Origin of the sequence: Halosimplex salinum, assembly GCF_003730195.1 — an archaeon.
Classification (GTDB): Archaea; Halobacteriota; Halobacteria; order Halobacteriales; family Haloarculaceae; genus Halosimplex; species Halosimplex salinum.
The window spans coordinates 203,656-225,749 of sequence record NZ_QWGG01000006.1; the positions used below are offsets into that span (position 1 = coordinate 203,656).

The 22,094-nt window shown below is 67.3% G+C and carries 24 protein-coding genes; 12 read left to right on the forward strand and 12 right to left on the reverse strand.

What is annotated here, in order from left to right; all coding sequences use genetic code 11:
* Positions 1-28 precede the first annotated feature (28 nt).
* Positions 29-460, forward strand: a complete 432-nt coding sequence (locus D1409_RS16380; RefSeq protein WP_123538065.1) for a hypothetical protein — start codon at positions 29-31, stop codon at positions 458-460.
* Between the two features lie 18 nt (positions 461-478).
* Here D1409_RS16380 and D1409_RS16385 read toward each other — a convergent pair whose 3' ends face one another.
* Positions 479-1,075, reverse strand: a complete 597-nt coding sequence (locus tag D1409_RS16385) for a hypothetical protein (protein WP_206425096.1) — start codon at positions 1,073-1,075, stop codon at positions 479-481.
* A 118-nt stretch (positions 1,076-1,193) separates the two neighbouring features.
* On the opposite strand from D1409_RS16385, the gene D1409_RS16390 reads away from it, so the two are divergent.
* The 3 genes from D1409_RS16390 to D1409_RS16400 all read left to right on the forward strand — a co-directional run bounded on the left by D1409_RS16390 (position 1,194) and on the right by D1409_RS16400 (position 3,642).
* Complete coding sequence (locus tag D1409_RS16390; protein WP_123538066.1) at positions 1,194-2,489, forward strand: glucose-6-phosphate isomerase; 1,296 nt, start codon at positions 1,194-1,196, stop codon at positions 2,487-2,489.
* Positions 2,490-2,623: 134 nt separating this feature from the next.
* Entirely contained in the window at positions 2,624-3,388 is a 765-nt protein-coding gene (locus tag D1409_RS16395) for a CPBP family intramembrane glutamic endopeptidase (RefSeq protein WP_123538067.1), read from the forward strand.
* Between the two features lie 107 nt (positions 3,389-3,495).
* Positions 3,496-3,642: a CopG family transcriptional regulator gene (locus tag D1409_RS16400; RefSeq protein ID WP_123538068.1), complete on the forward strand. Its 147-nt coding sequence runs from the start codon at positions 3,496-3,498 to the stop codon at positions 3,640-3,642.
* Positions 3,643-3,717: 75 nt separating this feature from the next.
* Here the strand turns inward: D1409_RS16400 and D1409_RS16405 are convergent, their stop codons facing one another.
* Together D1409_RS16405 and D1409_RS16410 are read right to left on the reverse strand one after the other, a co-directional pair.
* Complete coding sequence (locus D1409_RS16405; protein WP_123538069.1) at positions 3,718-4,182, reverse strand: NOB1 family endonuclease; 465 nt, start codon at positions 4,180-4,182, stop codon at positions 3,718-3,720.
* Positions 4,183-4,422, reverse strand: a complete 240-nt coding sequence (locus D1409_RS16410) for a PRC-barrel domain-containing protein (RefSeq protein WP_123538070.1) — start codon at positions 4,420-4,422, stop codon at positions 4,183-4,185. It lies immediately after the preceding gene.
* Between the two features lie 116 nt (positions 4,423-4,538).
* On the opposite strand from D1409_RS16410, the gene D1409_RS16415 reads away from it, so the two are divergent.
* A complete protein-coding gene (locus tag D1409_RS16415) occupies positions 4,539-5,120 on the forward strand; it encodes a plastocyanin/azurin family copper-binding protein (RefSeq protein ID WP_123538071.1) in 582 nt (193 codons plus the stop codon).
* Between the two features lie 150 nt (positions 5,121-5,270).
* On the forward strand, positions 5,271-7,085 hold the full coding sequence (gene infB, locus D1409_RS16420) for a translation initiation factor IF-2 (RefSeq protein ID WP_123538072.1): 1,815 nt from the start codon (positions 5,271-5,273) through the stop codon (positions 7,083-7,085).
* 60 nt (positions 7,086-7,145) lie between these two features.
* Here infB and D1409_RS16425 read toward each other — a convergent pair whose 3' ends face one another.
* Positions 7,146-8,345 carry an RNA-guided endonuclease InsQ/TnpB family protein gene (locus D1409_RS16425; protein ID WP_123538073.1) on the reverse strand — a complete coding sequence of 400 codons (1,200 nt, stop codon included), beginning with the start codon at positions 8,343-8,345 and terminating at the stop codon, positions 7,146-7,148.
* Positions 8,346-8,567: 222 nt separating this feature from the next.
* Between D1409_RS16425 and D1409_RS16430 the strand changes: the two genes are divergently transcribed.
* Positions 8,568-8,783, forward strand: a complete 216-nt coding sequence (locus D1409_RS16430) for a hypothetical protein (RefSeq protein ID WP_123538074.1) — start codon at positions 8,568-8,570, stop codon at positions 8,781-8,783.
* A 49-nt stretch (positions 8,784-8,832) separates the two neighbouring features.
* Here D1409_RS16430 and D1409_RS16435 read toward each other — a convergent pair whose 3' ends face one another.
* Entirely contained in the window at positions 8,833-9,186 is a 354-nt protein-coding gene (locus tag D1409_RS16435) for a DUF5811 family protein (RefSeq protein WP_123538075.1), read from the reverse strand.
* 96 nt (positions 9,187-9,282) lie between these two features.
* On the reverse strand, positions 9,283-9,768 hold the full coding sequence (locus D1409_RS16440) for a pyruvoyl-dependent arginine decarboxylase (RefSeq protein WP_123538076.1): 486 nt from the start codon (positions 9,766-9,768) through the stop codon (positions 9,283-9,285).
* A gap of 112 nt (positions 9,769-9,880) precedes the next feature.
* On the opposite strand from D1409_RS16440, the gene D1409_RS16445 reads away from it, so the two are divergent.
* Complete coding sequence (locus D1409_RS16445; protein WP_123538077.1) at positions 9,881-10,489, forward strand: hypothetical protein; 609 nt, start codon at positions 9,881-9,883, stop codon at positions 10,487-10,489.
* A 1-nt stretch (position 10,490) separates the two neighbouring features.
* Here D1409_RS16445 and D1409_RS16450 read toward each other — a convergent pair whose 3' ends face one another.
* Positions 10,491-11,396 (reverse strand): NAD+ synthase, encoded by a 906-nt coding sequence (locus D1409_RS16450; RefSeq protein ID WP_123538078.1) that lies wholly within the window; start codon positions 11,394-11,396, stop codon positions 10,491-10,493.
* 323 nt (positions 11,397-11,719) lie between these two features.
* Positions 11,720-12,940, reverse strand: coding sequence for a proteasome-activating nucleotidase Pan2 (gene pan2 / locus D1409_RS16455; RefSeq protein WP_123538079.1), 1,221 nt, complete (start codon positions 12,938-12,940; stop codon positions 11,720-11,722).
* Positions 12,941-13,131: 191 nt separating this feature from the next.
* Here pan2 and secF point away from each other — a divergent pair, with 191 nt between their 5' ends.
* The 3 genes from secF to D1409_RS16470 all read left to right on the forward strand — a co-directional run bounded on the left by secF (position 13,132) and on the right by D1409_RS16470 (position 16,148).
* The gene (secF, locus tag D1409_RS16460) at positions 13,132-13,989 is read left to right on the forward strand and encodes a protein translocase subunit SecF (protein WP_123538080.1); all 858 of its coding nucleotides are present in this window, start codon (positions 13,132-13,134) and stop codon (positions 13,987-13,989) included.
* Positions 13,986-15,581, forward strand: coding sequence for an MMPL family transporter (locus D1409_RS16465; protein ID WP_123538081.1), 1,596 nt, complete (start codon positions 13,986-13,988; stop codon positions 15,579-15,581). The genes secF and D1409_RS16465 overlap by 4 nt, the downstream gene beginning before the upstream one ends.
* Positions 15,582-15,722: 141 nt before the next feature.
* On the forward strand, positions 15,723-16,148 hold the full coding sequence (locus D1409_RS16470; protein ID WP_123538082.1) for an RDD family protein: 426 nt from the start codon (positions 15,723-15,725) through the stop codon (positions 16,146-16,148).
* A gap of 301 nt (positions 16,149-16,449) precedes the next feature.
* On the opposite strand, the gene rnhB is transcribed toward D1409_RS16470, so the two are convergent.
* From rnhB to D1409_RS16490, 4 genes are all read right to left on the reverse strand, one after another.
* The gene (gene rnhB, locus D1409_RS16475; RefSeq protein WP_123538083.1) at positions 16,450-17,208 is read right to left on the reverse strand and encodes a ribonuclease HII; all 759 of its coding nucleotides are present in this window, start codon (positions 17,206-17,208) and stop codon (positions 16,450-16,452) included.
* A gap of 212 nt (positions 17,209-17,420) precedes the next feature.
* Positions 17,421-18,434, reverse strand: coding sequence for a GDSL-type esterase/lipase family protein (locus D1409_RS16480; protein WP_123538084.1), 1,014 nt, complete (start codon positions 18,432-18,434; stop codon positions 17,421-17,423).
* A 60-nt stretch (positions 18,435-18,494) separates the two neighbouring features.
* Entirely contained in the window at positions 18,495-19,877 is a 1,383-nt protein-coding gene (locus D1409_RS16485) for a tRNA pseudouridine(54/55) synthase Pus10 (protein ID WP_123538085.1), read from the reverse strand.
* A gap of 90 nt (positions 19,878-19,967) precedes the next feature.
* Positions 19,968-21,077: a mechanosensitive ion channel family protein gene (locus tag D1409_RS16490; protein ID WP_123538086.1), complete on the reverse strand. Its 1,110-nt coding sequence runs from the start codon at positions 21,075-21,077 to the stop codon at positions 19,968-19,970.
* Positions 21,078-21,239: 162 nt separating this feature from the next.
* Here D1409_RS16490 and D1409_RS16495 point away from each other — a divergent pair, with 162 nt between their 5' ends.
* Entirely contained in the window at positions 21,240-22,076 is an 837-nt protein-coding gene (locus D1409_RS16495; protein WP_123538140.1) for an undecaprenyl-diphosphate phosphatase, read from the forward strand.
* Positions 22,077-22,094: the final 18 nt, after the last annotated feature.

A 22,094-nucleotide genomic window follows, 5' to 3' on the forward strand; every position in this document is an offset into this window, starting at 1 on the left:
GACGCGACCTACCACCGGCAATCGAACGATGCACGGGAGCCCGCGGTACGCCGTCGTCGCCGTCCTGCTCGCCACGCTGCTGGCGGGCTGTGGCGCGGCCGTCACGCCCCCCGACAGCGTGACCGTCGACAGCACCGACGCCTACGCAGTCGAGGACACGCACGTCTGGACCTCCGGCAGTACGACCGAGTACAGGTCGCAGGTCGTGGTGTCAGGGACGTTGCGGTCGACCGACGCGACGGGGAACGTCTCTATCCCCGAGATCAGCGTTCGCTTCACGCTCGCCGACGGCGAGGCGCGGACCGTGGAGACCGTCTACGAACTCGACCGACGCCAGACCGCGTTCGAGGACCTGGAGAACGCCACGCTCGCGCCCGACGACCGGATCCCGGTCCGGGCCGTCTTCGACCCGGCCGGCGGCGTGACCGTCCGGGACGCGACGGTCCGCGTCGGCTCGTAATACCCTGCTTTTGGGCCGTCACCCGGCCGCGGCGGTGCCGGCGGGTGCGTCCTCTCGAAGTCGCCGGTGAGCGAGTACCATCACTCCGACGACGACCAGCGGCGGGACGAGCCCGGCCACTGCCGGGAGGTCGTACAACACCGCGACGACGGGGCCGAACACCCCCGTCGGCGGGCTCTGCTGCTGGGCCGGGACGCTGATCACGAGCATGACGTACAGCGCCGCGAGGAAGCCGTACCCCGAGAGCGCGAGGGCGCGGTCGTATCGCACGTCGGAACCCGTCCGCCGGTGTCGGCGCGCGACGAGCAACACGGGCGCGACCAGCGGCGCGATGACCAGCAGCATCAGGAAGACGAAGAAGGCTCGCGAGAAGGTGAACGACCCGCCAGGGGCGCTGGCCGACCCGCCCAGCAGCACTACGACCGCGAACGCGAACAGCAGGACGACGACGCTCGTACACAGCCCGCTGACGGCCACGTAGCTCCGAAACACTCGCGACTCGCTCGTCCTGAACGCGTACGGGAAGGCGGTCACGATGCCGCCGTAGGCGTCGTCCGACTCGTCGCCCGACGCCGCCGTCAGCGTTGCGGCCTCCCCGTCCGTGGCGTCGCTCATCTGCCGGAGATTCGGCTCGGTCGGGAATAAACCACCCGTTCGACGCTCACCCCGGGTCTCCCTCGACCGGTTCGTGCGTGTAGACAGGCATATGCCCCGTCCGTTCGAGCGACCGAACATGAGAGTAGACATCGGGAACGCGCTGGCGAGCGAGGCCGACCCCGGCATCGACCGGGCCGACCTCGACGACCTCGACGAGCGCGTCGCCGACGCCCACGACCGGATCGCCCGCGGTATGGCAGACGACGACTTCGGCTACGCCTCGTTGAACCTCCCCGAACGCGTCGACGCCGCCAAGATCGAGGCCGCCGTCGAGGGGTTCGACCCCGAAGCCGTCCTCACCGTCGGCATCGGCGGCAGCGCGCTCGGCGCAGTCACGATCACGGAGGCCCTCGCAGCCGACTCCCCGGTCGACCACTACGCGCTGGACAACGTCGACCCGGCGCACGTGAACCGACTCCTCGACGACCTCCCGCTGGGCGAGACGGTCGTCCACGTCGTCTCGCGCTCCGGGACGACGGCCGAGACGCTGGCGAACTTTCTCGTCGTCCGCGAGGCGATGGATTCCGAGGGTATCGACTGGACCGACCGGACCGTCGTCACCACCGGCGAGTCGGGGCCGCTCCGCGACCTCGCCGAGTCGGAAGGCCTCCCGGCGCTCGACGTGCCCGACGGCGTCCCCGGCCGCTTCTCCGCCCTCTCGACGGTCGGCCTCGTCCCCGCGGCGATCATGGGCGTCGACCTCGACGCGCTCCTCGCCGGCGGGCAGGCGGGCGCCGACGCACTCACCGGCTCGCTCTACGATTGTCCCGCCTACGCCTACGGTGCGGTCGCGTACGCGCTGGACATGCGCGGCGCGAGCGTGAACGCGATGATGCCCTACGCGGAGGGCCTGGAGTCGTTCGCGGAGTGGTTCGCACAGCTCTGGGCCGAGAGCCTCGGCAAGGACGGCGGCGGGCAGACGCCCGCCCGCGCGCTCGGCGCGACCGACCAGCACTCCCAGCTTCAGCTGTATCGGGCCGGCCCGCGGGACAAACTCGTCACCGTCGTCCGCCCCCGAGAGCGCCCGGACTGCCAGATCCCCGAGACCGACGTGGCCGACCTCGAATACCTGGGTGGGCAGGATCTGGGCACCCTCCTCGACGCGGAGTTCGAGGCGACCGAGGCGAGCCTCGCCGCCGCGGAACGGCCCTCGGTCCGGGTCGAGATCGACCGGCTGGACGCCGAGAGCGTCGGCCGCCTGCTCTTCGATATGGAGGTCGCCTGCATCCTCGCCGGCGAACTATACGGGGTCGAGACGTTCACGCAACCGGCCGTCGAGTGGGGGAAGAACGCCGCTCGCGGGCTGCTCGGTGGGGGCCAGTTCGAGGAGGCGGACGCCGTCCGCGAGAAGACGGAACTGGTCGTCGAGTAACGCCCTCGCCGTCGAGTACCGTTCTCGCCGCCGAGTACCGCTCTCGCGCTCTGGTCGGGGATCGCGCGAGTCTCACCCGCTCTCTGGAGACCGGTGCAGTCAAACCCGTGGGACGCCAAGCGGACGCCACTCAGATGGCATCGGAGTACTACCGCGTCGCCGATATGGAGACCCGCGTCGAGAGCCTGTTACACTCCGTTCTGCTCGTCGTCGCCGCGTTCGTCGCCGGAACGCTCGTCTACCTGAGCGCCGGGTCGGTCCTCCAGTCGGCGGGGTACGACGTGACGGAGACGGCGACGCTCCCGCCGCTGCCCTACGCCACGCTGACCGCGATGCAGTTCGTCGGCTTCTTCGTCGTCATCGGCCTCTATCTGCGATTCCGCGACGGCGACGAGCTGTTCTCCGTCGACGTGCCGTCACTCCGCGACGCGGGGCTGGTCGTCGTCGGGTTCGTCGCGCTGTTCGTCGTCGCGGCCGCCCTCTCGACGTTCCTCGAAACTATCGGGGTCGACACGGCCACCAACCAGGTCATCACGCAGGGCCAGCAGGACCCCGTCCGGTTCCTCTATCTCATCCCGGTCACGTTCCTGTTCGTCGCGCCCGCCGAGGAGTTGCTCTTCCGCGGGCTCGTTCAGGGCCTGTTCCGTCGAGCGTACGGCGTCGTCCCCGCGATCCTGCTCGCGAGCGTCCTCTTCGGCGCGCCCCACTACCTCGCCCTGATGGGATCCGACGGGAGTATCGTCCCCAAACTCGCTCTCATCGCAGTCCTCGGCGTCATTCTCGGGACGCTGTACGAACTGACCGACAACCTCGCGGTCCCGATCCTCGTCCACGGGTTCTGGAACTCGTTCAGTTTCGTCTCGCAGTACCTGAACGCGACCGGGCTCCTGGGCGCCTGACCGACCGACTCTCGTTCACTCGCGTTCACTCGCGCCCGTCCGGTCAGATCCCCGTGCGACGACTGTCTGACGGGTTATTAAGCGGACCGGCGGGAAATCTGCGAGATATGCCGACCCGCTACACGGTCGTCTGTGACGACGACCGCGCCCGGGAGATTCAGGCGATCGCTCGGCAGTACGACCTCACGGAGGAGGAAGTGCTCCGCCAGCTCGTCGAGACCGGGCTCGAACACCTGGAAGAACACGCACCGTAGCGGGTGGGGTTCGGGGAGCGCGAGCGGCTGGCCCGGCCGGGGTCCGGGGTGAGCGCTGCGGTCGAGCGACCGCGATCAGGCGCTCGACGGGTTCTTGCGCGTGAGGTCGCTCCCACAGACCGGACAGCGGTCGTGGTTCTCGTCGAACTCGCGGCCACAGCCGGCGCACTGGAACTGCCAGTCGCGCTGTTCGCTGATCCCCTCGCGAGCGATGAGTTCGACCGCGACTTCGAGCTTCTCGGCGACGTTCTGCATGGCGTAGTCGTCGGTGACGAGGCGGCCGTCGAGTTCGAAGGTGGCGGCGATCAGACGGATGTCGGTCTCCGAGAGCGTCTCGAGGTCACCCGTCTCGCGTGCGGCGCGCTCGATGCGCTCGACGGTCTCCTCGTCGGGGATGTGGATGTGCATGCCCGACCCCTCCATGGCGTCGTAGCGGTAGGCGCTCTCGTCTTCGAGCTCCTCCCGGACCATGGGGACCGTCGCCTGCTGTTCGGTCGTGTGATACTCGTTGATAAAAGCGGACGCGTCGAGAACGTACATTTAACGCTGGACGATCATGTGGTCTTTCACTGCCTGCACGCGGTCGACGGGGACCAGGAGGTGGCCCTGCTCGTCGACGTCGAACTGCGTGTTGTTCAGGTGTTCGTTGGGATCGATGATCAGATTCTGGAGGCGGCCCGTCTCCAGGTCCATCGTGATGTTGTACAGCATCCCCATCTCGGCGCCGTCGGTTCCGGTGACGGCCTTGCCGGAGAGGTTCTCGGCGAGTATCTCGGCCATGCTCTCGACTACCGAGTGAGGCCCCATAAACGCCACGGGGCGTCTGACGGCCGCGTGACGATGCGTGCGACGGCCGATCTCCGGGGATTTATCCGGTCACGAACCGAAGCGGAGCCATGGATCGCCGACGCTTTCTGCGACTGAGCGGCGTTGGCCTCGCGGCCGCCGCCGCCGGCTGTGGACAGGACGACGGGGAGGACACCGCCGCGCCGGGGGACGACGGCGGGGGCGACGGGGAAACCCCGACGCCGACCGCCACTTCGACGACGGTGCCGGCCGAGACGACCGATCCCGGGGCGACGCCGACGGCCTCGCCGACGGCGCCCTCGGGCACGGGCGAGACGCCGACGCCGTCGCCGACACCCGAGCCCACGCCGTCACCGACGCCCACGGCGACGCCGCGACAGGCCGCCCAGGTCGTGGCCGTCGCCGACGGCGCACTCACCTTCGAACCCCAGGTGTTCGAGATCAGCACCGGCGACACCGTCGTCTGGGTCTGGCACAGCAACGGGCACAACGTCCGCCCGTCGGCCATCCCCCGCGGGTCGGAGTTCTCGGGGACGCCGGGCGACGACGGCGACCTCTACGAGGAGGGGTACGAGTTCTCCCACACGTTCGAGGTCGCCGGCGAGTACGAGTACTACTGCAACCCCCACGAGAGCGCGGGCATGTTCGGGTCGTTCACCGTCACCGAGTAGGCACCGACCGGTCTCGGGACGCCGTCGGTGCGACAGACCGGACGCCCCCGGAGTTCGCCCACGCACTCAGATGAATGCGCGCGCTCAGATGGATGCACTTATCCGGCGCGCAGGGTTGATCCAAGATAACCGAACTTTTGTGGTGATAGGATGGCAGACTCACAACCCACAGACACTGACGACACGTCCGGGTCGACCCTCCGGACGCCGATAGTCGCCGTACTCGGTCACGTTGACCACGGCAAGACGAGCCTGCTCGACGAGATCCGCGGTTCCGCGGTCACCGAGGGCGAGTCCGGCGCGATCACCCAGCACATCGGCGCGACGGCCGTCCCGCTCTCGGTCATCTCCGAGATCGCCGGCGAACTCGTCGACCCCGACGACTTCGACCTGCCGGGCCTCCTCTTCATCGACACGCCGGGCCACCACTCCTTCTCGACGCTCCGCTCCCGTGGTGGCGCGCTCGCCGACATCGCGATCCTCGTCGTCGACGTCAACGACGGCTTCCAGCCCCAGACGCTCGAAGCCGTGGACATCCTCCAGCGGACCCAGACGCCGTTTATCGTCGCCGCGAACAAGATCGACACCGTCCCCGGCTGGAATCCGAACCCCGACATGCCGGCGAAGCAGACCATCGACGCCCAGACCGACCGCGTCGAGCGCGACCTCAACGAGAACCTCTACGAGCTCATCGGCGACCTCTCGGACAACGGCTTCTCCGCGGACATGTACTGGCGCGTCCAGAACTTCCAGAACAACATCGGGGTCGTCCCCGTCTCCGCCGAGACCGGCGAAGGCATCCCCGACCTGCTCACCGTCATGATGGGCCTCTCCCAGCGATACATGAAAGAGGAGATGGCCGTCGACGTGGGCGGTCCGGCCGCCGGTACCGTCCTCGAAGTCACGGACACGCAGGGCTTCGGCAAGACGGTCGACGCCATCGTCTACGACGGCACGCTCCGCTCGGACGACCAGATCGTCGTCGGCGGGGTGGAGGGTCCGATCGTCACCGAGGTCCGCGCCCTGCTCCAGCCGCGCCCGCTCGAAGAGATCCGCACCGAGGGCGAGTTCGAACAGGTCGACTCCGTGGCGGCCGCGGACGGCATCAAGATCGCCGCGCCGGACCTCGACGACGCGATGGCCGGCGCGCCCATCCGCGCCGTCGGCGACCGCGACGTGGACGAGGTCGTCGAGGAGGTCCAGTCCGAACTCGCCGACATCGCCGTCGAGACCGGCGAGGAGGGCGTCGTCGTCAAGGCCGACACGCTCGGCAGTCTCGAAGCGATCGCCTCCACGCTCGAAGAGGAGGAGATCCCGGTCGTCCGCGCCGAGGTCGGGGACATCGCGCCGCGGGACGTCCGCGTCGCCGAGACCGCCAACGAGGAGAAACACCGCACGATCCTCGGGTTCGGGGTCGACGTGCTCGAGGACGCGAAGGACCTCGCCGAGCAGGAGGGCGTTCGCATCTTCGAGCACGACGTCATCTACCGGCTCGTCGAGGGGTACGAGGAGTTCGTCGAGGAGCGCGAGCGCGCCCAGCAGGACCAGGTGCTCGACAACATCACCCGGCCCGCGCGCTTCCAGATCCTCGCCGACCACACGTTCCGCCAGTCCGACCCCGCGGTCGTCGGGGTCGAAGTGCTGGGCGGGTCGCTCCGGCGCAACTCCAACGTCGCGAAGTTCGAGAACAACGAACCCGAGCGGGTCGGCATGATGAAGTCCATCCAGGACGAGGGCGAGGACGTCGACGAGGCCCGCACCGGCGAGCGCGTCGCCGTCTCCATCGACGGCCCGACCGTCGGCCGCCAGATCGAGGAGGGCGACGAACTCTGGACCGAGATCCCCGAGAAACACGCGAAGATCCTCGAACAGGAACTCACCGGCGACATCCCCGCCGACGAGATCGAGACGCTCAACCTCTACCTCGAGAAACGCCGCAGTCGAGACCCCTTCTGGGGGAAGTGATATCTATTCAGCTGATTGAAACGAGCAGTAATAATATGTGAACTGCCCTTTCCGATTTGCTTAGCGGTGTGGGCTTCCTGTTTCTACGACGCGCTTTGCGGGCACAGTGGTGTCCACAGGGAGCGCAGTCTCCACAGGCGGTAATTCGGAGTGTCCCACTCCTACTTGTTCAAGACCGCGAGAAAGGACGTTCCACGCTGCGTTCGCGTCTCTATCTATCTCGAACCCACACGTCGGACACGAATGCTCACGCACCCACAGCGATTTGTCCGTCTCCGTTCCGCACGACGCACATTCTCTGGTCGTTCCTCGGGGGTTTACAGCAGCGAAGTGCGTTCCTTCGCGTTCACACTTGTATTCAAGCATTCGGAGGAACGTTCCCCACGAGGCTCCGGCTCGGTTCCGAGAGTTGCCGGGGAGTTCGATCAGCCCCTTCGCGTCCAAATTTTCGACGGCCACAAGGTCATATTCCTCGGCGTAGTAGTTTGATAACTTGTGGAGGAAGTCTCGGCGCTTCCGTTTCAGGTCGGCGTGACGCTGGGCAACCGCCTTGCGCTGTTGTTCCCAATTGTTTGAGCCGTGTTCCTTCCGAGAGAGTTCGCGTTGGGCGCGTTCCAACCTTTCGCGCTCGTCAGAGAAGTCTAGTGACTCGACAGCGGTTCCGTCCGTATCGTGTGTATACTTCAGGATCCCAACGTCGATCCCGACGACTCGCTCTGGATTCTCCGGTTTCTCGGGTGTCTCTCCGTCCACGTTGACACCAAACGTGGCGAACCACTCGCCCGTGGGTTCTTGCTTGACCGTGACCTGTTTGATAGTCGCGTTCTCGGGAATGTCTCGGTGGAGGTGAATCGGAATCTCACCGATTTTGCTCAACCACAACGTAGGCCGACCACTCGTATTCTTGAGTTTGAAGCCGGACTGGTTGTATGTGAACGACCGATACTCCCGGGGAGGTTTCCACTTGAGCATCCCCACGGCACGTCCGCTCTCTTTCTGAGCTTTGAGTGTGGAGAGATTGTCGTAGACGCGCTTGACGACCATCTGCAACACTTTCGAGTGAACGTCGTTAAGCTCGCCCCACCATTCTTTCAGGTCGGGAAGTGTCCCCTGTATCTTGTAGCGGGCAGGAATCTCGTCTGCTTCGGTGAGTTTGTGGAGGACATGATTATAGAGTTGCCTACAAGTATCGACGTGGTGCAGAAGCGTCTCAGTCAGAGCTTCCGGTGGGTCGAGTCGATACTTGTAGTTGTAGTGCATCTATGACTCTCGTTCCTCGATAAGTTCATCTAATTTCTCTTGGACGAACGAGGAAAGACTCAGGTGATTGTCCTGAATCCACTCCTCTTGGTCGTCGCGGATTGAAATCGTTTTACGCGTTGCCATAGTTAACTTATGTACAATGCGTATTTTATTCTTTCTTTCCCAACGGAGACACGGCGTCTAATAACATTTAATTACGTCGCGCTCCACCGTTGACACGTGCTTCGACCAGCGACGAGCGAGGCTCGCGGTGTGGTTTCGATCCACGACGCGATACTGGCGCTGATCCCGGCGATTCTGCTCGCTGCGACACTCGTGGGGGCGCTGCTCTCCTGGTCGTGGGGGACGGCGCTGGCCGTCGGGAGCGTGCCGGCCAGCGGGACCATCGGCTACGCGCTGTTCTACAATCCGCCGGCTGGCGTCGGCGACGACTGAGTTCGGAAACTCCCGAATCGAAAACGACGGCGAGTGGGGAGTGGCGAGTTTACCGCGCGGTTTGACTGGTGCTACCGGAGAGGGCCTGCTTGACCTGGAGGGCGGCGCTGGCGGCCAGTCCCTGCGCGAGGTCGGTCTGTTCGTCTTCGGTGATGGTGGCGTCGGCCTCCTCCGGCGTGTAGCCGGCTGAGACCACGGGGCCAACCGGAGGGCGGACGGCGACGGTGGCCTCGGGGCCGTCGGACCCGGCGGTCAGGTCCGATCCGACGACGAACTCTTCGGGGAGCAGTTCTCGGGTGTGCTGGGCGACTTGCGAGAGGTCCCGTTCGAGACGGCGGCGCTGGTCGTCGGTCAGCGTCTCGGGGTCCAGGCTCTCGTCTCCGAACGGCGCGTTTCCGTACATGAAGCTCTTCTCCGCCCGTATGCGTCCGAGGGTCTTAACGTCTGGGAGTGGCGTAAGCGGAGACTTCTCACACGATCGATCGTGATTACTTCGCGATCAGTCGAGTAGCGACTCGCTATCGCCGTAGGCCGCGACGACGACGGCCGTCGCGTGGTCGGCGTCGTGGGCGGGGACGGACTCGACGACGACCTCGGGGTCGGCCGAGAACGTCCACTCTCGCAGTTCCGTCCCGCGCTGGAGGCCGGCCCTGACCGCGCGCTCGACGGCGTCGGGGTCGGTGCCGCTCGCTTCGTAAAACAGGCCGCGACCGGACTCGCTGCGGATCCACCCCAGTCCGGCGCAGGCATCGCCGTCGACGCCCGGGAGGAGCGTCTCGCGCCCGACGACGGCGTAGAGGGCGTCGCCCGCGGGGCCGAGGTCGGGTGCCGTCCCGACGCGCTCGACGCTGGCCTCGGCGGGGACGACCGACGAGAGCGCCACGAGGTTGTAGTTGTGGACGCCCGCTTCGGCCAGCGCCGCGTCGAACGAGGACATCGCCGTCGGGCCGGTGGCCGAGCCCCACGCGACCCGGATAGTGCTCATACCACCGCATCGTCGACTCTCGCGCTAAGGGGTTTCGTTTCCGGTCGAACCGCCCTCGCGATCCGGTCTGTCGGCGAGAAAGTATTTACCGGCGGCCCCGCCCGTTCCTCTCGTGACGCCGACACGCCGCTCGGTCCTCCGGGCGGTCGGTACAGCGAGTGCGCTCGCGCTGACCGGCTGTCAGACGGGAGATTCGAACGACTCGGACGCCGACAGTGCGCCGTCGTCGGCCCCCACCCAGTCACGGACCCCGTCGGAGACGCCGGAACAGACGCCAGCCTCGACGGAATCGCCCTCGCCGACGCCGGATCGCGATGCCGAGGACGTGCTCCCGGAATCGGGCAAGGGATGGTCACTGATGGAGACGCGCGAGATGAGCGCGCGCATGCTCGGTGCCGAGACGGGTATCGTCGGAGAGTACGAGGCCGCCGACGGCACGCGGTTTCGCGTCGTCGTGCTGGAGCGGTTCCCCCGCCACGACCCAACTCGCAAAGCCGAGCGCTGGGCCTGCATCGGCTGGGACGTGGCGGTCGCGTACGAGGATTTCGCGCTCGCGGCCGGGACCGGGACCGAACAGCGGGACTACACGCCGGAGACGCCACCCCACATGGACCAGACAGCGATTCCGGGGAGCGCCGAGCGATCTCGCGAACTCCTCGCTCGCTCGCCGTTGCTGTCCGTTGAGCGTGTCGACGCGAACGAGGTCGACTGCGAGTCGTGACTCACAGTCCGTTCGCCATCGCGGCGAGGTGGAGCGGGTAGGACTCGCCGCCCTTCCCGCGGCCGCCGACGCCCGGCGTCGGCGGGACGGCCCGCTTGTGGAGCGAGTCGACGTACATCTGCGCGACGGTCTCGGCGGTCTCCGGGCTCACGTCGAGGGCTTCGAGCACGTCCTCGACGCGCTGGCTCCTATCGACGACCCTGCGGAGGACGGGGTCGATCTCGGAGTAGCGGGCACCGATGTCCTCGGCGTCGGTCTGGCCGGCCCACAGGTCCGCGGTCGGTTCCTTGGCGATTATCCGGCGCGGGACGCCGACCCGCTGGGCGAGCGACTGGACCTCCGTCTTGTACAGGTCGCCGAGCGGGAACAGGTCCGCGCCGCCGTCGCCGTACTTCGTGAAGTAGCCCAGCAGGAGCTCCGAGCGGTTTGCGGTCCCGCAGACCAGATACGAGCGCGCGTTCGCCGCGTAGTACAGCGCGCACATCCGCAGGCGAGCGGTGACGTTGCCGACTGCGCGGCGGCCCCCAGACGGCGCCACCGCGGCCGCCGCGTGGTCCTCGAACACGTCGACCAGCGGCAGGAGGTCGACCTCACGGAACTCGATCCCCAGCCCCTCGGCTATCGTCCGCGCTTCCTGTGCGTTCTCGTTGTCGGTGTGAGCCGGCAGTCCAAGTCCCAGAACGCGGTCGCTCCCCAGCGCCTGGACGGCCAGGTTCGCCGTCAGCGTCGAGTCGACGCCCCCGCTCATCCCGATCACGACCCCCCGCGCGCCTGCTTTCGTCACTGTGTCCTTGACGAACGCGACCGCTTCCTCGCGTACCACGTCCAGGTCCTCGCGATCCGTGATGAAGCCGGGTTCGGACTCGCGCCCCGTGCCGGTACTGTCGTCGATGTCGTCCGAGAACATAGGTTCGGTCACCGTTATACAGTATATCTGGTCGAACGTATCGCATTTAGTCCTAGTCCTTAAACAACTACTAGTAAATGAGGGTAGATGTGATCGGGGACGATTCGAGTAATGCAGTAGCCGGGCAGTGGCGGGGCGGTAGCGGGGGCGGTGGCTGTGCGGTAGCGGGGCGGGAGCGGCGAACGTCCGGCGAGTGAGCGGAGCGAACGAGCCGGTTCACCGCTCGCGCGGAGCGCGAGCGGCCTTTTTCGCCCACGTTTTTGTCGGCGGGGTTCCCGCAGCGAACGGAGTGAGCGAGGAAACCCCGCCGGGAAAAAGGTGGTCTAGTAGAACGCGACCGGCTGGCCGGCGCTGTCGTCGCCGGCTTCGACCTTCTCGAGGGCGTCCTCGAAGTCCTCTGTGCGGACGTCGGTGCGGCCGTCGCGGATGGCGAACATCCCGGCTTCGGTGGCCAGCGAGGCGAGTTCGGCGCCGGAGAAGCCGTCGGTCACCTCGGCGAGGTGCTCGAAGTCGACCTCGTCGGCGAGGCTCATGTCTTCGGTGTGGATCTCGAGGATGCGTTTGCGGCCCTCGACATCGGGTTCGGGGACTTCGATGAGGCGGTCGAAGCGGCCGGGGCGGAGGATGGCGCGGTCGAGCATGTCGAAGCGGTTGGTGGCGGCGATGATGCGGATCTCGCCGCGGTCCTCGAAGCCGTCCATCTCGGAGAGCAGTTGCATCATCGTGCGCTGGACCTCGGCGTCGCCGGAGGTCTTGGACTCGGTGCGTTTGGCGGCGACGGCGTCGATCTCGTCGATGAAGATGATAGCGGGTTCGCGCTCGCTGGCGAGTTCGAACAGGTCGCGGACGAGGCGGGAGCCCTCGCCGATGAACTTGCGGACGAGCTCGGAGCCGGCCATCTTGATGAAGGTGGCGTCGGTCTCGTTGGCGACGGCGCGGGCGAGCATGGTCTTGCCGGTGCCGGGCGGGCCGTGGAGGAGGACGCCGCTGGGGGGCTCGATGCCGACCGTGTCGAACTGTTCGGCGTTGATGAGCGGTTCCTCGACGGCCTCGCGGACCTCGTTGATCTGTTCCTCGAGGCCGCCGATGTCGTCGTAGGTGACCGTCGGCGACTCGTCGACCTCCATGGCCTGGGCGCGTGCGTCGGTCTCGCTCTCGAGCTGGGACTGGATAGAGAAGGAGTCGTTGATGGCGACGCGGTCGCCGGCTTCGAGCCCCTCGCGGAGCGTGTTCGGGAGTTCGGTCAGCACTTCCTGGTTGTTGCCGTGCTGTTTGACGACGACGCCGTCGTCGAGGATCTCTTCGGCGGTGGCGACGTACAGCGAGGAGGCCTTGAGCGTCTCGTTCTCGCGCTCGAGCCCGTCGACCTCTTCGGTGAGCGCCTCGCGGCGCTCGCGTGCGGAGTCGAGTTGGTCCTCGAGTTCGCGGTTCACCTGTACGAGCTGTTCGAAGTGGTCCTGCAGCGCCCCCAGCCGTTCCGACGGAGTCATGTCGGGGTCGAGTTCCAGCCGGGGTCGCTCGGGGAGAGAGGGACTGCGTGACATCGGATTACTGGGAGGTAACAAGCGGAAGAAAAAGTGCCTTTGGGTGTGACTGGGCGACGGATCCTCGCTCTCTCGGGCGGTCACGCGGTGTCGCTGGGGGCTCGGGCGGCCGACGACGGGCCGCTCGCGGGCCGACGGCGCGACGAGAGGAATGGAGAAGGCTTATTCGGAGGCGTCGCACACCCACCGGCATGGTCGAGTTCGTAGTACCGGAACCGGATTACGACCGGTACTCAAATCGCCAGCTCGCGGCCGTTCCGCTCGCGCTGCTGGCACTGGCGTTGCTGGTCCTCGCGGGGTGGTACCTGATGACCGGGGCTCCGGTCACACCGGGTATCGAGTTCACCGGGGGGACCGAGATTCAGATAGCGACCGACGCGTCGCAGACGGAGGTGAGACAGGCGTTCGACTTCGAGCCGGACAGCGTCCAGCCGGTGGCGGGGTCGAACGAGTTCATCGTCACCACGCAGTCGGCGGACAACGAGGCGATCCGCTCGCAGGCCGAGTCGGCCGGCTACGAGATCGTCTCGATACAGACGCGGTCGGCGAGCTTCGGCGCCGACGCCCAGCGACTCGCGCTCATGGGCATCGCCGTCGCCTTCGTCGGGATGAGCATCCTCATCTTCGTCCTCTTCCGCTCGTTCGTCCCCTCTCTCGCGGTCGTCCTCTCGGCGTTCTCCGACATCATCATCCCGCTCGCGCTGATGAACCTCTTCGGAATCAAGCTCTCACTGGGGTCGGTCGCGGCACTCCTGATGCTGATCGGGTACTCCGTCGACTCCGACATCCTGCTGAACAACCACATCCTCCGGCGGCGGGGGAGTTTCTACGAGAGCACGTACCGCGCGATGCAGACCGGTGTGACGATGACAGTCACCTCCATCTCGGCGATGACGGTGATGTACATCGTCTCGTCGCTGTTCAAGATCCCGCTCCTGCCGGATCTCGCGATCGTGCTCGTCTTCGGGCTCGTCGTCGACCTGATGAACACCTACATGATGAACCTGAGCCTGCTTCGCTGGTACAAGTACGAGGGGGTCGCCCGATGAACCTGCGCGACAACTGGCGGATCATTATGCTGACCGTGTTCGTGCTCGCGTCCACGTTCGCCCTGTTCGGTCCGGCCTCGGCGCCGGACGCCGACGTGAACAACAGTTCGTCCGTCGGCGCGTCGACCGACCCGACGAACCTGAAGTACGGGCTGGAACTCGCGGGCGGGTCGCGAATCCGCGCACCGCTCGTCGGGACGACCGCCGAGAATCTCGATATCGAACAGGACAACCGGGCGGACATCCGCTCGACGGTGGCGTCCGAGATGGACGTCGGCGGCGGCGACGTGAACGTCCGACTGAACACCGAGAACGGCGACGCCGTCGAAGTGCTCGAACGGAACGTCAGCGAACAGCGACTGCGGGCCGCGCTGGAGGCCGCCGGCGTCGGCACCGAGGACGCGACAGTCCGTTCGGGCGTCACCGGCGAGACCCGCCAGCAGACCGTCGAGACGATCCAGGCGAAGATCAACCGCGGCGGGCTGAGCGGTGGGACCGTGACCGACCAGCGCTCCGCCACCGGGGACCACTTCGTCGTCGTCGACGTCCCCAACGCGAACACGACGCAGGTACTCGACCTCATCGGCGACCAGGGCGAGGTCCGGGTCGTCGCGCACTACCCCGTCAGCGGCGACAACGGCACCGAGTACCGCAACCAGACGGTGCTCACGAACCGTCAGCTCGAGCGCTCGCAGATCGGCGTCGCCGACACCGACCGCAACGGCCGGCCGATGGTTCCGATCACCCTGCAGGAAGAGGACGCTCAGAACTACTCGCAGGCGCTCGTCGACACGGGTTTCACCTCCAGCGAGGCGACCGGTGGACAACGCTGTCGCTACCGAGAGCAACCGTCTGACTCCGGGTACTGCCTGTACACCGTCCTCGACGGCGAGATCGTGTACGCGGCGTCGCTCAACAGTAACCTCGCCGAGTCTATCGAATCGGGCGAGTTCGAGAAGGCGCCGACCTTCCAGATGCAGACCACCTCGATGGACGAGGCACAGTCGCTGCAGGTCAACCTGCGCGCCGGTGCGCTCCCGACCGAACTCGCCACGGACGAGGGGACCGTCCTCTTCCTCCAGCAGAGCCTCGGTGACCGCTTCAAGTCACGCGCGCTCCTGACTGGACTGATCGCCTGGCTCGCGGTCAGCGGGATGGTGTTCCTGCGCTACAAGAACCCGCGGGTCGCCCTCCCGATGCTCATGACCGCCGCCGCGGAGGTGTACATCCTGCTCGGGTTCGCCGCGGCCATCGGCCTCCCGCTCAACCTCTCGTACATCGCGGGGTTCATCGCCGTCATCGGGACGGGGGTTGACGACCTGCTGATCATCGCCGACGAGATCCTCAACGAGGGTGAGATCGCGACCGGCAGGGTGTTCCAGAACCGCTTCCGCAAGGCGTTCTGGGTCATCGGCGCCGCCGCGGTGACGACCATCATCGCGATGAGCCCGCTGGCCTTCCTCTCGCTCGGGGACCTGCAGGGCTTCGCCATCGTCACCATCGTCGGCGTCCTCATCGGGGTGCTCGTCACCCGTCCGGCCTACGGTGACGTGCTGCGGAACCTGATGCTCAACCAGCAACAGCGCGAATAATCGCCGTTTCGTTTTTCGGTGTCGCTGCTTTTCGGGTGACGATCGGTCGGAATCGCCGTTCACTAGACGTGCGAACAGAACGCTTGATTACTGCCTTCTATCTGCAGAAAAGATTTAGTTCAGTTGGCTATTATTCTGTTTATGTCTGAAACGTCTCTCGGCTACGTCGGTACACAAGACAATATTATTCTTGGGAGAGTCGGCGCGTTCATACTTGACCAGATTCTCTCACTCGTCATCGGCGGGATACTTGGTTTCGGGTTAGCGACTCTGCTCGATTCGGTCGTAGGTATATACATCGGTATGCCTGTCGGGGTACTGGGTTATTATATCGCCCTTGAGGGGGCAACCGGGCAGACCGTCGGAAAGCGCCTCGCTGGGATTGTTGTTGTCAACCGTCATGGAGGGCCTATCACGCTTCGTCAGGCGACCACTCGTAATCTCCTACGCGCCGTAGATGGGGTTTTCAGTTACGCGCTTGGCCTCGTTGTCATGCTACTGAGCAAGGACATACAACGTGTCGGAGACCACGCCGCTGACACACTTGTCGTCCGCGCCAAGCGATGACGCGCCTCCCACGATAATCATTTTTCTGCACATGGCGGTCAATTGTTCGTCTGTACTGAGCATCCGGTGCCGAAGGCGCCGGTTCACGCGGCCGAGCGAAGCGAGGCTCCGGCCTTTTTCACCACCGGGAGAGCAAAGCTCTCCCGAGCCTCGTCTCACTTCGCTCGACGAGACCGTGTTTTTGGCGGAGGGGTACCCGCAGGCAGCGGTGCGAGGTCGAACGGAGTGAGACCTCGATGCGAACGGCGCGAAGCGCCGTGAGCGTAGCGACCGAGGATACACCCCTCCGCCAAAAAGATGGTTAGAAATCGTCGAGCGTCGTCCGCTGGGGCCCGCCGCCGTCCGAGCGCACTTCCGTCTCGTCGGCGGATTCGTCCACCGCCCGGCCGCCGTCGGGTTCGAACTCCCCGAGCGAGGCCTGGGAGGCGGCCGCGAGCACGTCCTTGCTGGTCTGCCAGGACTCGCGGGCGCAGGCCGGGAGTTCCTCGTGGTCGGCGACGTAGGCTTCGAGGAAGTCGCGAGTCGTGCTGTCGCCGGGGTAGCCGCTGCCGACCTCGCCGAACTCGTCGGCGAGCGCGTCGACGTGGGCGTCGCGGGCCACCTTCGCGACGATGCTCGCCGCGCCGACCACCGGGTAGGTCTCGTCGGCGCCGTGCTCGGCTCGCGCGTCCACGTCGGCGCCCGCGGCGTCCTCGACGCGGCGCTCGAAGCGGACGGCGTTCGTGTCGCCGGCGTCGACGTAGCCCGAGAGCGAGTCCGCGGGAGCGGGCGACTCCACGGCCGCGTCGACGAGCGCGTCGATGGCCTCGGCGTGGGCGGCGACGGTCAGGGAGTTCATGTCCGTCTCCTCGTCGTCGATCCGCTCCACCGGGATCTCGGCGACGCCGACGACGCCGGCCTCGCGGATCGCCGCGTCGAGTTCCTCGCGGCGCTCGGGGGCGATCCCCTTCGAGTCGCCGACGTCGTCGGGGAGGTCGCCGGGATCGACCGCGACCGCCGCCGCGAACATCGAGCCCAACACCGGCCCCTTGCCGGCCTCGTCGACGCCGAACTCGTGCATGGCGGCGGTTTGTGGCTTCTGGTATAAAAGGTGTCGCGGTCGAGACGCCGACTGTCTGACGCGCGTCTGCCGTCTCCGGGTCGTTCGTGGCGGTTCTGGGGGCACGAGCCGGTGACGCGGTCTGGCTTCTCCCGCGTACCGGCCGGCAAAAGGGGGGCATCCGCGGTCGCGCGCGGTCGGGAGTCGGCCGAGACGGCGCTCGACCGGTGTCGTCACTCGATCCGTTCGTCGAGTTCCCGGGCGAGGCTGCGGCCGATCTCCTCCATGCCGGCGTCGCCCGGGTGGAGGATGTCGGCGCTGTAGCCGGACACGCCGGTCAGGTCGCGACCCTCGACGACGAAGAGATCTGGATGCGAAGTCTCGGCGACGATGTCGCGGAGCGTCGCTCGGTAGTCCTCCGCGCGTTCGGCGTCGCCACCCTCGATCACGTCCGGGTAGTACGGGAACAGCGTGATGCAGGCGATCGGTTTGTCGGGGTGGGCTTCGGCGATCGTCTGGACGAACGCCTCGGCCTTCTCCTCGAACTCCGCGACGGGGAAGTCCTGGTTGGCCATGTTGATCGAGAGGGCGAGCGTGGCCACGTCCCAGTCGTCGCGCTCGGCGATGTGCTCCGCCATCGGCAGGTCCGCGTAGGCCGAACCGGAGCACCCGAAGTTCAGCGGGTCCCACTCCAGCGCGCGGGCGGCCCGGGAGACGTAGTTGAGGTGGTCCGCCGACGAGGCGGCGCCCTCTGTGATCGAGGTCCCGTAGGCGAGATACCGGGTGTCGGGCAGTTCCTCGTCGGTCGGTGGCCGGCAGTCACCGGTCACGTCGTGGACGGCGACCGCGGGGACGCGCTCGAAGCAGATCCGACAGACGCGCGGGTCGAAACGACCCTCGACCTCCGTGTCGAGCTTCCGCAGTCGCTCGGGCAGCGAGAGCGTGAGTGTCGTCGGCTCCGGCCCGATGTCCGTCGGCTTCCAGGGCTGGAACCCGCCCCAGAACACGTGGAGCTCGCCCGGTTCGTCGGCCGAGAGCGTGACCTCGATCTCGGCGTCGTCGGTCTCCGGCACGAACCGGAGTTCGCTCCCCGTGGGGTGGCGCACGCGGTCGTCCGCCATCTCGTTCAGCTGCGAGGCCACGTCGGCGGGGAGTCGATGGAGCCGGTCGCCGTCGTCCGTCCAGTCGGCGGGCACCGTCTCCGCGACGTTGTGCAGCGAGACCGAAGGGTACTCGTCTAGCTTCATTCGCCCGTATTACTCGAACCATCCCCCTTGGGTTCGTCGGTGTCGGCGGCTCCGGCCGCTTCACTCGGCGTCGCCGTCGGTTGCGGTCGAGTCGCCGTCGCCGTCTGCTTCCTCTTGCCCGTCTCCGTCGGCTGAATCGTCCGGACTGTCTCGGAAGAACGCCTCGTCCGCGAACGGTTCGTCCTCGCCCTGCACGTCGAGCACGTCCAGCGCCGTCACTTCGGCGCCGACGCCGAGCAGACCGGCCAGACTCGGCTCGGTGCGCCCCTCGTCGCTGGAGACGAGTTCCTTCACGTAGAGGCCGCCCTCGCCGTGGAGTTCGACGGTCGCGTGGCGCTCGTCTTCGAGGTCGCCCTCGATGTCGTACACGTCGCGGGTCCGCTCGATGTCCGCGCGCCGGTGGTCGACGCGCTGGGGCGTCCGCTGTTCGACGGTCGTCCCCTGCAGTTCGTCGAGCGCGTCGGCGAAGGCGTCCTCCTCGACCGCCTCCGCGAACTCGACGTCCATGCGGTAGGTCTTGCTCGCGTCGAGTTCCTTGACGCGCTCGACCATCTCGTAGGTGGCCTGGCGCAGGTCGAGCACCTCGACCTTGCCGTCGGCGTACTCGTTGACCTCGGGCTGGAGCGCCCCGGCGTCGACGGTTCGCTGGCGTGGCTCGTCGATCTCGATGACGAACGGGCGCCCGCCCTCCAGCATGAGGGCGTCCACGTCCTCGCGGCCGGCGCCGTGGAAGGTCGCCGACTCCCCGTCCATCGCGTCCTCGACGACGGGCGCGGTGAGTTGCTCGACGCTCTCGTCGTAGCGATACCCCGACCCGTCACAGCCGTCGCAGATCTCCCCGCGGTTCAGGCCGGTGCCGTTGCAGTCCGAGCAGGGCCACTTCGTCTGGGGGATGTCGCGTTCGAGCTTCCGGTAGCGGCCGTAGACGAACGCGGAGTTGACCTGCGCGTCGATGGTGTCGTCCGCGAGATTGAGCGTGACCTGCACGTCCGGGCGCTGGAAGTCGACCTCCGAATCGGTCTCGCGGCCGAACCGCTTCCCCACTTCTCGGTTGAGTTCGGTCTTGAGCGCCTCGCCGGCGTCGTCGTCGAGGTCCAGGTCCTCGCGCAGGAGCCTGTCGTTCTCCTCGAACAGCGGCGGGACGCGCGTCCCGACCTGGAAGGTCTCGAAGTCGTACTCCCGGACGGCGTAGGCGGCCCGCTCGGCCCACTCCTGAGTGCGCTCCTCGGTCGATTCGCCCTCGCAGACCCAGCAGGATTCCTCTGACTGGAGGTCGGCGACGGGGCGGTCGTCGGCGAGCGCGACGGCGACCCGGAGGCTCCGGCCGCGCTCGCGGTTGGTGAGGCCGAAACTCCGGTCGGCGACGAGGCGGCCCAGACAGGGGTCACAGAGCGGCCCCGTCTCGACGGCCCGTCGGGCCAGATCGAGAACGTCGTCGGTCATTGGGCGTGAGTGGACGGCGAACGCGTAATTCCCTTTCGACACGCCGCGGGCGGTACGCGAGACGGAGCGGACGTGGTCGTCACCGCGGGATCAGTCGACAGACCCGGGGACGTCTCCGCCCGAGGCGTGCGTGCCGAGTTCCGCGCCGCTCGCGCCCGCTCCGTTCATCGTCACGACGCGCTGGGGGAACGGGATCTCGACCCCTTCCTCGACGAACGCCTTGTAGACGGCCTTGTTCAGGCGATGGGTCGCCCGGCCGCGCAGGACGGGCGCGGGGATCCAGCAGAGCAGGTCCACGTCGAGGGCGGAGTCGCCGAACCCCCGGAAGCGAACGCGCGGTTCGGGTTCCTCCAGCACCACGTCCTCGGCCTCGGCGACCGCGAGCAGGGTCTCCTCGACGTGGTCGACGTCGCTGCCGTAGGCGACGCCGACGCTGACCTCGACGCGGCGCTCTCGCTCGGGCGAGGACTCGTTCGTGATCGTCGCGGTGTTGAGCACGGAGTTGGGGACAGTGACGAGGAGGTCGTCGCGCGTCCGCAGGACCGTCGAGCGGATCGAGATGTCCTCGACGCGGCCACGCTGGCCCGACTCGAGGACGACGAAGTCGCCGACGGCGTAGGTCCCGTCGACGTACAGCGCGACCGACCCGAAGAAGTTCGCGATGGTGTCTCGTGCCGCCAGCCCGATGACGATGCCGAGGACCCCGGCCGACGCGAGCAGCGGGGTGACGTTGACCTCCCAGAACGAGAGCACGAGAAAGGCCGAGGCGCCCAGCAGGAACGCGGACCAGACGTTCTGGAAGATAGGAGCCATCTGGTTGCCGACCGTGTCGTCGCTGGTCAACTCGTCGGAGACGCCGCGACCCATCCGCGCCAGCTGGACGGCCCAGAGGACGGTCACGAGCGTCAGCGTCGCCGCGTGCGAGGGCTCGATCCACGCCGGCACGTCGACGAGGAGCCGGATCCCGAGATACGCCCCGACGAGGACGACCGTCACGTACAGCGCCGGGTGGACGCTCCGGAAGATGACCGCGTCGACGTCGCCGGGGATCCGCCGAGTGAGCCTGCGTATCGCGACGTCGCCGACGACCTGGATCAGCCACGCCGTGACCAGGGACGCGCCGACGACCAGGAGGACGCCCTGCCAGCGCGGGAGCGCCTGCAGCCCCTCCCAGAGGTCGATCGCGAGTTGCGTTTGCATGCGGATACTACCCGGTCAGTAGCGATAACCTTGCCGTCACTCCCGTTCGCACGGTGGGTCGGCCGCGACGGCGCGGACGGGGGCGCCGCGGGCGGTCGGCTTCGCCGGTGCGTTTCGGACCCGAACGCCTTTACCCGCGAAGCACACGCTCCCGCTATGGATCTGCAGGCGGTAGTGCTGGCGTTGCTGGTCGGACTCGTCCAGGGGGTACTGGAGTGGCTCCCCGTCTCTAGCGAGGGCGGCGTCGCGCTCGTCGTCGCGCTCGCTGCCGACGAATCGGCCTTCGACGCCACGCGCTTCGCGCTCTTTCTCCACGCCGGGACCGCCGTCGCCGCACTCGCCTTCTATCGCGCCGAGGCGGTCGCGCTCGCCGCCGACGTGCCCGCCTGGCGGCCCCGCGACGCGTTCGGCGTCGACCGCGCGGACCTCACCTTCTACGGCGTCGCGTCGCTCGTCTCGGGCGTCGTCGGGCTCTCCCTCTACGCGGCGCTCTCGGAGGCGGCCTCGGAACTCGCAGGGGGCGCGTTCGTCGCCGCCGTCGGCGTCCTGCTCGTCGGAACTGGACTGATCCAGCGCGCCGCCGACCGCTGGGGGCTGGGCGCGCGCTCGACGCCTGACGCCCCGGACGCGGTGCTGGTCGGCGTCTGCCAGGGACTCGCGCTCCTCCCCGGGGTTTCCCGGTCGGGGACGACCGTCAGCGCGCTCCTCCTGCGCGGCCACGAGGGCGAGCGCGCGCTGCAACTGTCCTTCCTCCTCTCCATCCCGGCGTCGCTGGGCGCGGGGCTACTCGTCGTCCTCGACGACGGCGTGCCGACGATTCCCCTCGCCGAGGCGCTCCTCGCGCTCGCGGTCAGCGCCGTCGTTGGGTACGTCACCGTCGGCGCGCTGGTCGCGCTCGTCCGCCGGGTCGCATTCTGGGGCGTCTGCGTCGGCTTCGGCGCGCTGGCGATTTTCGGGGGCGGGCTGCTCGTCGTCGTGGAGCAGGGGCTGGTCGGGTAGGGAGTACCGCGTAGCCCA

Excerpts from the sequence above, each read along its gene's own strand:
- D1409_RS16380 (WP_123538065.1), top strand. The coding sequence starts at position 29 with ATGCACGGGAGCCCGCGGTACGCCGTCGTCGCCGTCCTGCTCGCCACG.
- D1409_RS16385 (WP_206425096.1), bottom strand. The coding sequence starts at position 1,075 with ATGAGCGACGCCACGGACGGGGAGGCCGCAACGCTGACGGCGGCGTCG.
- D1409_RS16390 (WP_123538066.1), top strand. The coding sequence starts at position 1,194 with ATGAGAGTAGACATCGGGAACGCGCTGGCGAGCGAGGCCGACCCCGGC.
- D1409_RS16395 (WP_123538067.1), top strand. The coding sequence starts at position 2,624 with ATGGCATCGGAGTACTACCGCGTCGCCGATATGGAGACCCGCGTCGAG.
- D1409_RS16400 (WP_123538068.1), top strand. The coding sequence starts at position 3,496 with ATGCCGACCCGCTACACGGTCGTCTGTGACGACGACCGCGCCCGGGAG.
- D1409_RS16405 (WP_123538069.1), bottom strand. The coding sequence starts at position 4,182 with ATGTACGTTCTCGACGCGTCCGCTTTTATCAACGAGTATCACACGACC.
- D1409_RS16410 (WP_123538070.1), bottom strand. The coding sequence starts at position 4,422 with ATGGCCGAGATACTCGCCGAGAACCTCTCCGGCAAGGCCGTCACCGGA.
- D1409_RS16415 (WP_123538071.1), top strand. The coding sequence starts at position 4,539 with ATGGATCGCCGACGCTTTCTGCGACTGAGCGGCGTTGGCCTCGCGGCC.
- infB (WP_123538072.1), top strand. The coding sequence starts at position 5,271 with ATGGCAGACTCACAACCCACAGACACTGACGACACGTCCGGGTCGACC.
- D1409_RS16425 (WP_123538073.1), bottom strand. The coding sequence starts at position 8,345 with ATGCACTACAACTACAAGTATCGACTCGACCCACCGGAAGCTCTGACT.
- D1409_RS16435 (WP_123538075.1), bottom strand. The coding sequence starts at position 9,186 with ATGTACGGAAACGCGCCGTTCGGAGACGAGAGCCTGGACCCCGAGACG.
- D1409_RS16440 (WP_123538076.1), bottom strand. The coding sequence starts at position 9,768 with ATGAGCACTATCCGGGTCGCGTGGGGCTCGGCCACCGGCCCGACGGCG.
- D1409_RS16450 (WP_123538078.1), bottom strand. The coding sequence starts at position 11,396 with ATGTTCTCGGACGACATCGACGACAGTACCGGCACGGGGCGCGAGTCC.
- pan2 (WP_123538079.1), bottom strand. The coding sequence starts at position 12,940 with ATGTCACGCAGTCCCTCTCTCCCCGAGCGACCCCGGCTGGAACTCGAC.
- secF (WP_123538080.1), top strand. The coding sequence starts at position 13,132 with ATGGTCGAGTTCGTAGTACCGGAACCGGATTACGACCGGTACTCAAAT.
- D1409_RS16465 (WP_123538081.1), top strand. The coding sequence starts at position 13,986 with ATGAACCTGCGCGACAACTGGCGGATCATTATGCTGACCGTGTTCGTG.
- D1409_RS16470 (WP_123538082.1), top strand. The coding sequence starts at position 15,723 with ATGTCTGAAACGTCTCTCGGCTACGTCGGTACACAAGACAATATTATT.
- rnhB (WP_123538083.1), bottom strand. The coding sequence starts at position 17,208 with ATGCACGAGTTCGGCGTCGACGAGGCCGGCAAGGGGCCGGTGTTGGGC.
- D1409_RS16480 (WP_123538084.1), bottom strand. The coding sequence starts at position 18,434 with ATGAAGCTAGACGAGTACCCTTCGGTCTCGCTGCACAACGTCGCGGAG.
- D1409_RS16485 (WP_123538085.1), bottom strand. The coding sequence starts at position 19,877 with ATGACCGACGACGTTCTCGATCTGGCCCGACGGGCCGTCGAGACGGGG.
- D1409_RS16490 (WP_123538086.1), bottom strand. The coding sequence starts at position 21,077 with ATGCAAACGCAACTCGCGATCGACCTCTGGGAGGGGCTGCAGGCGCTC.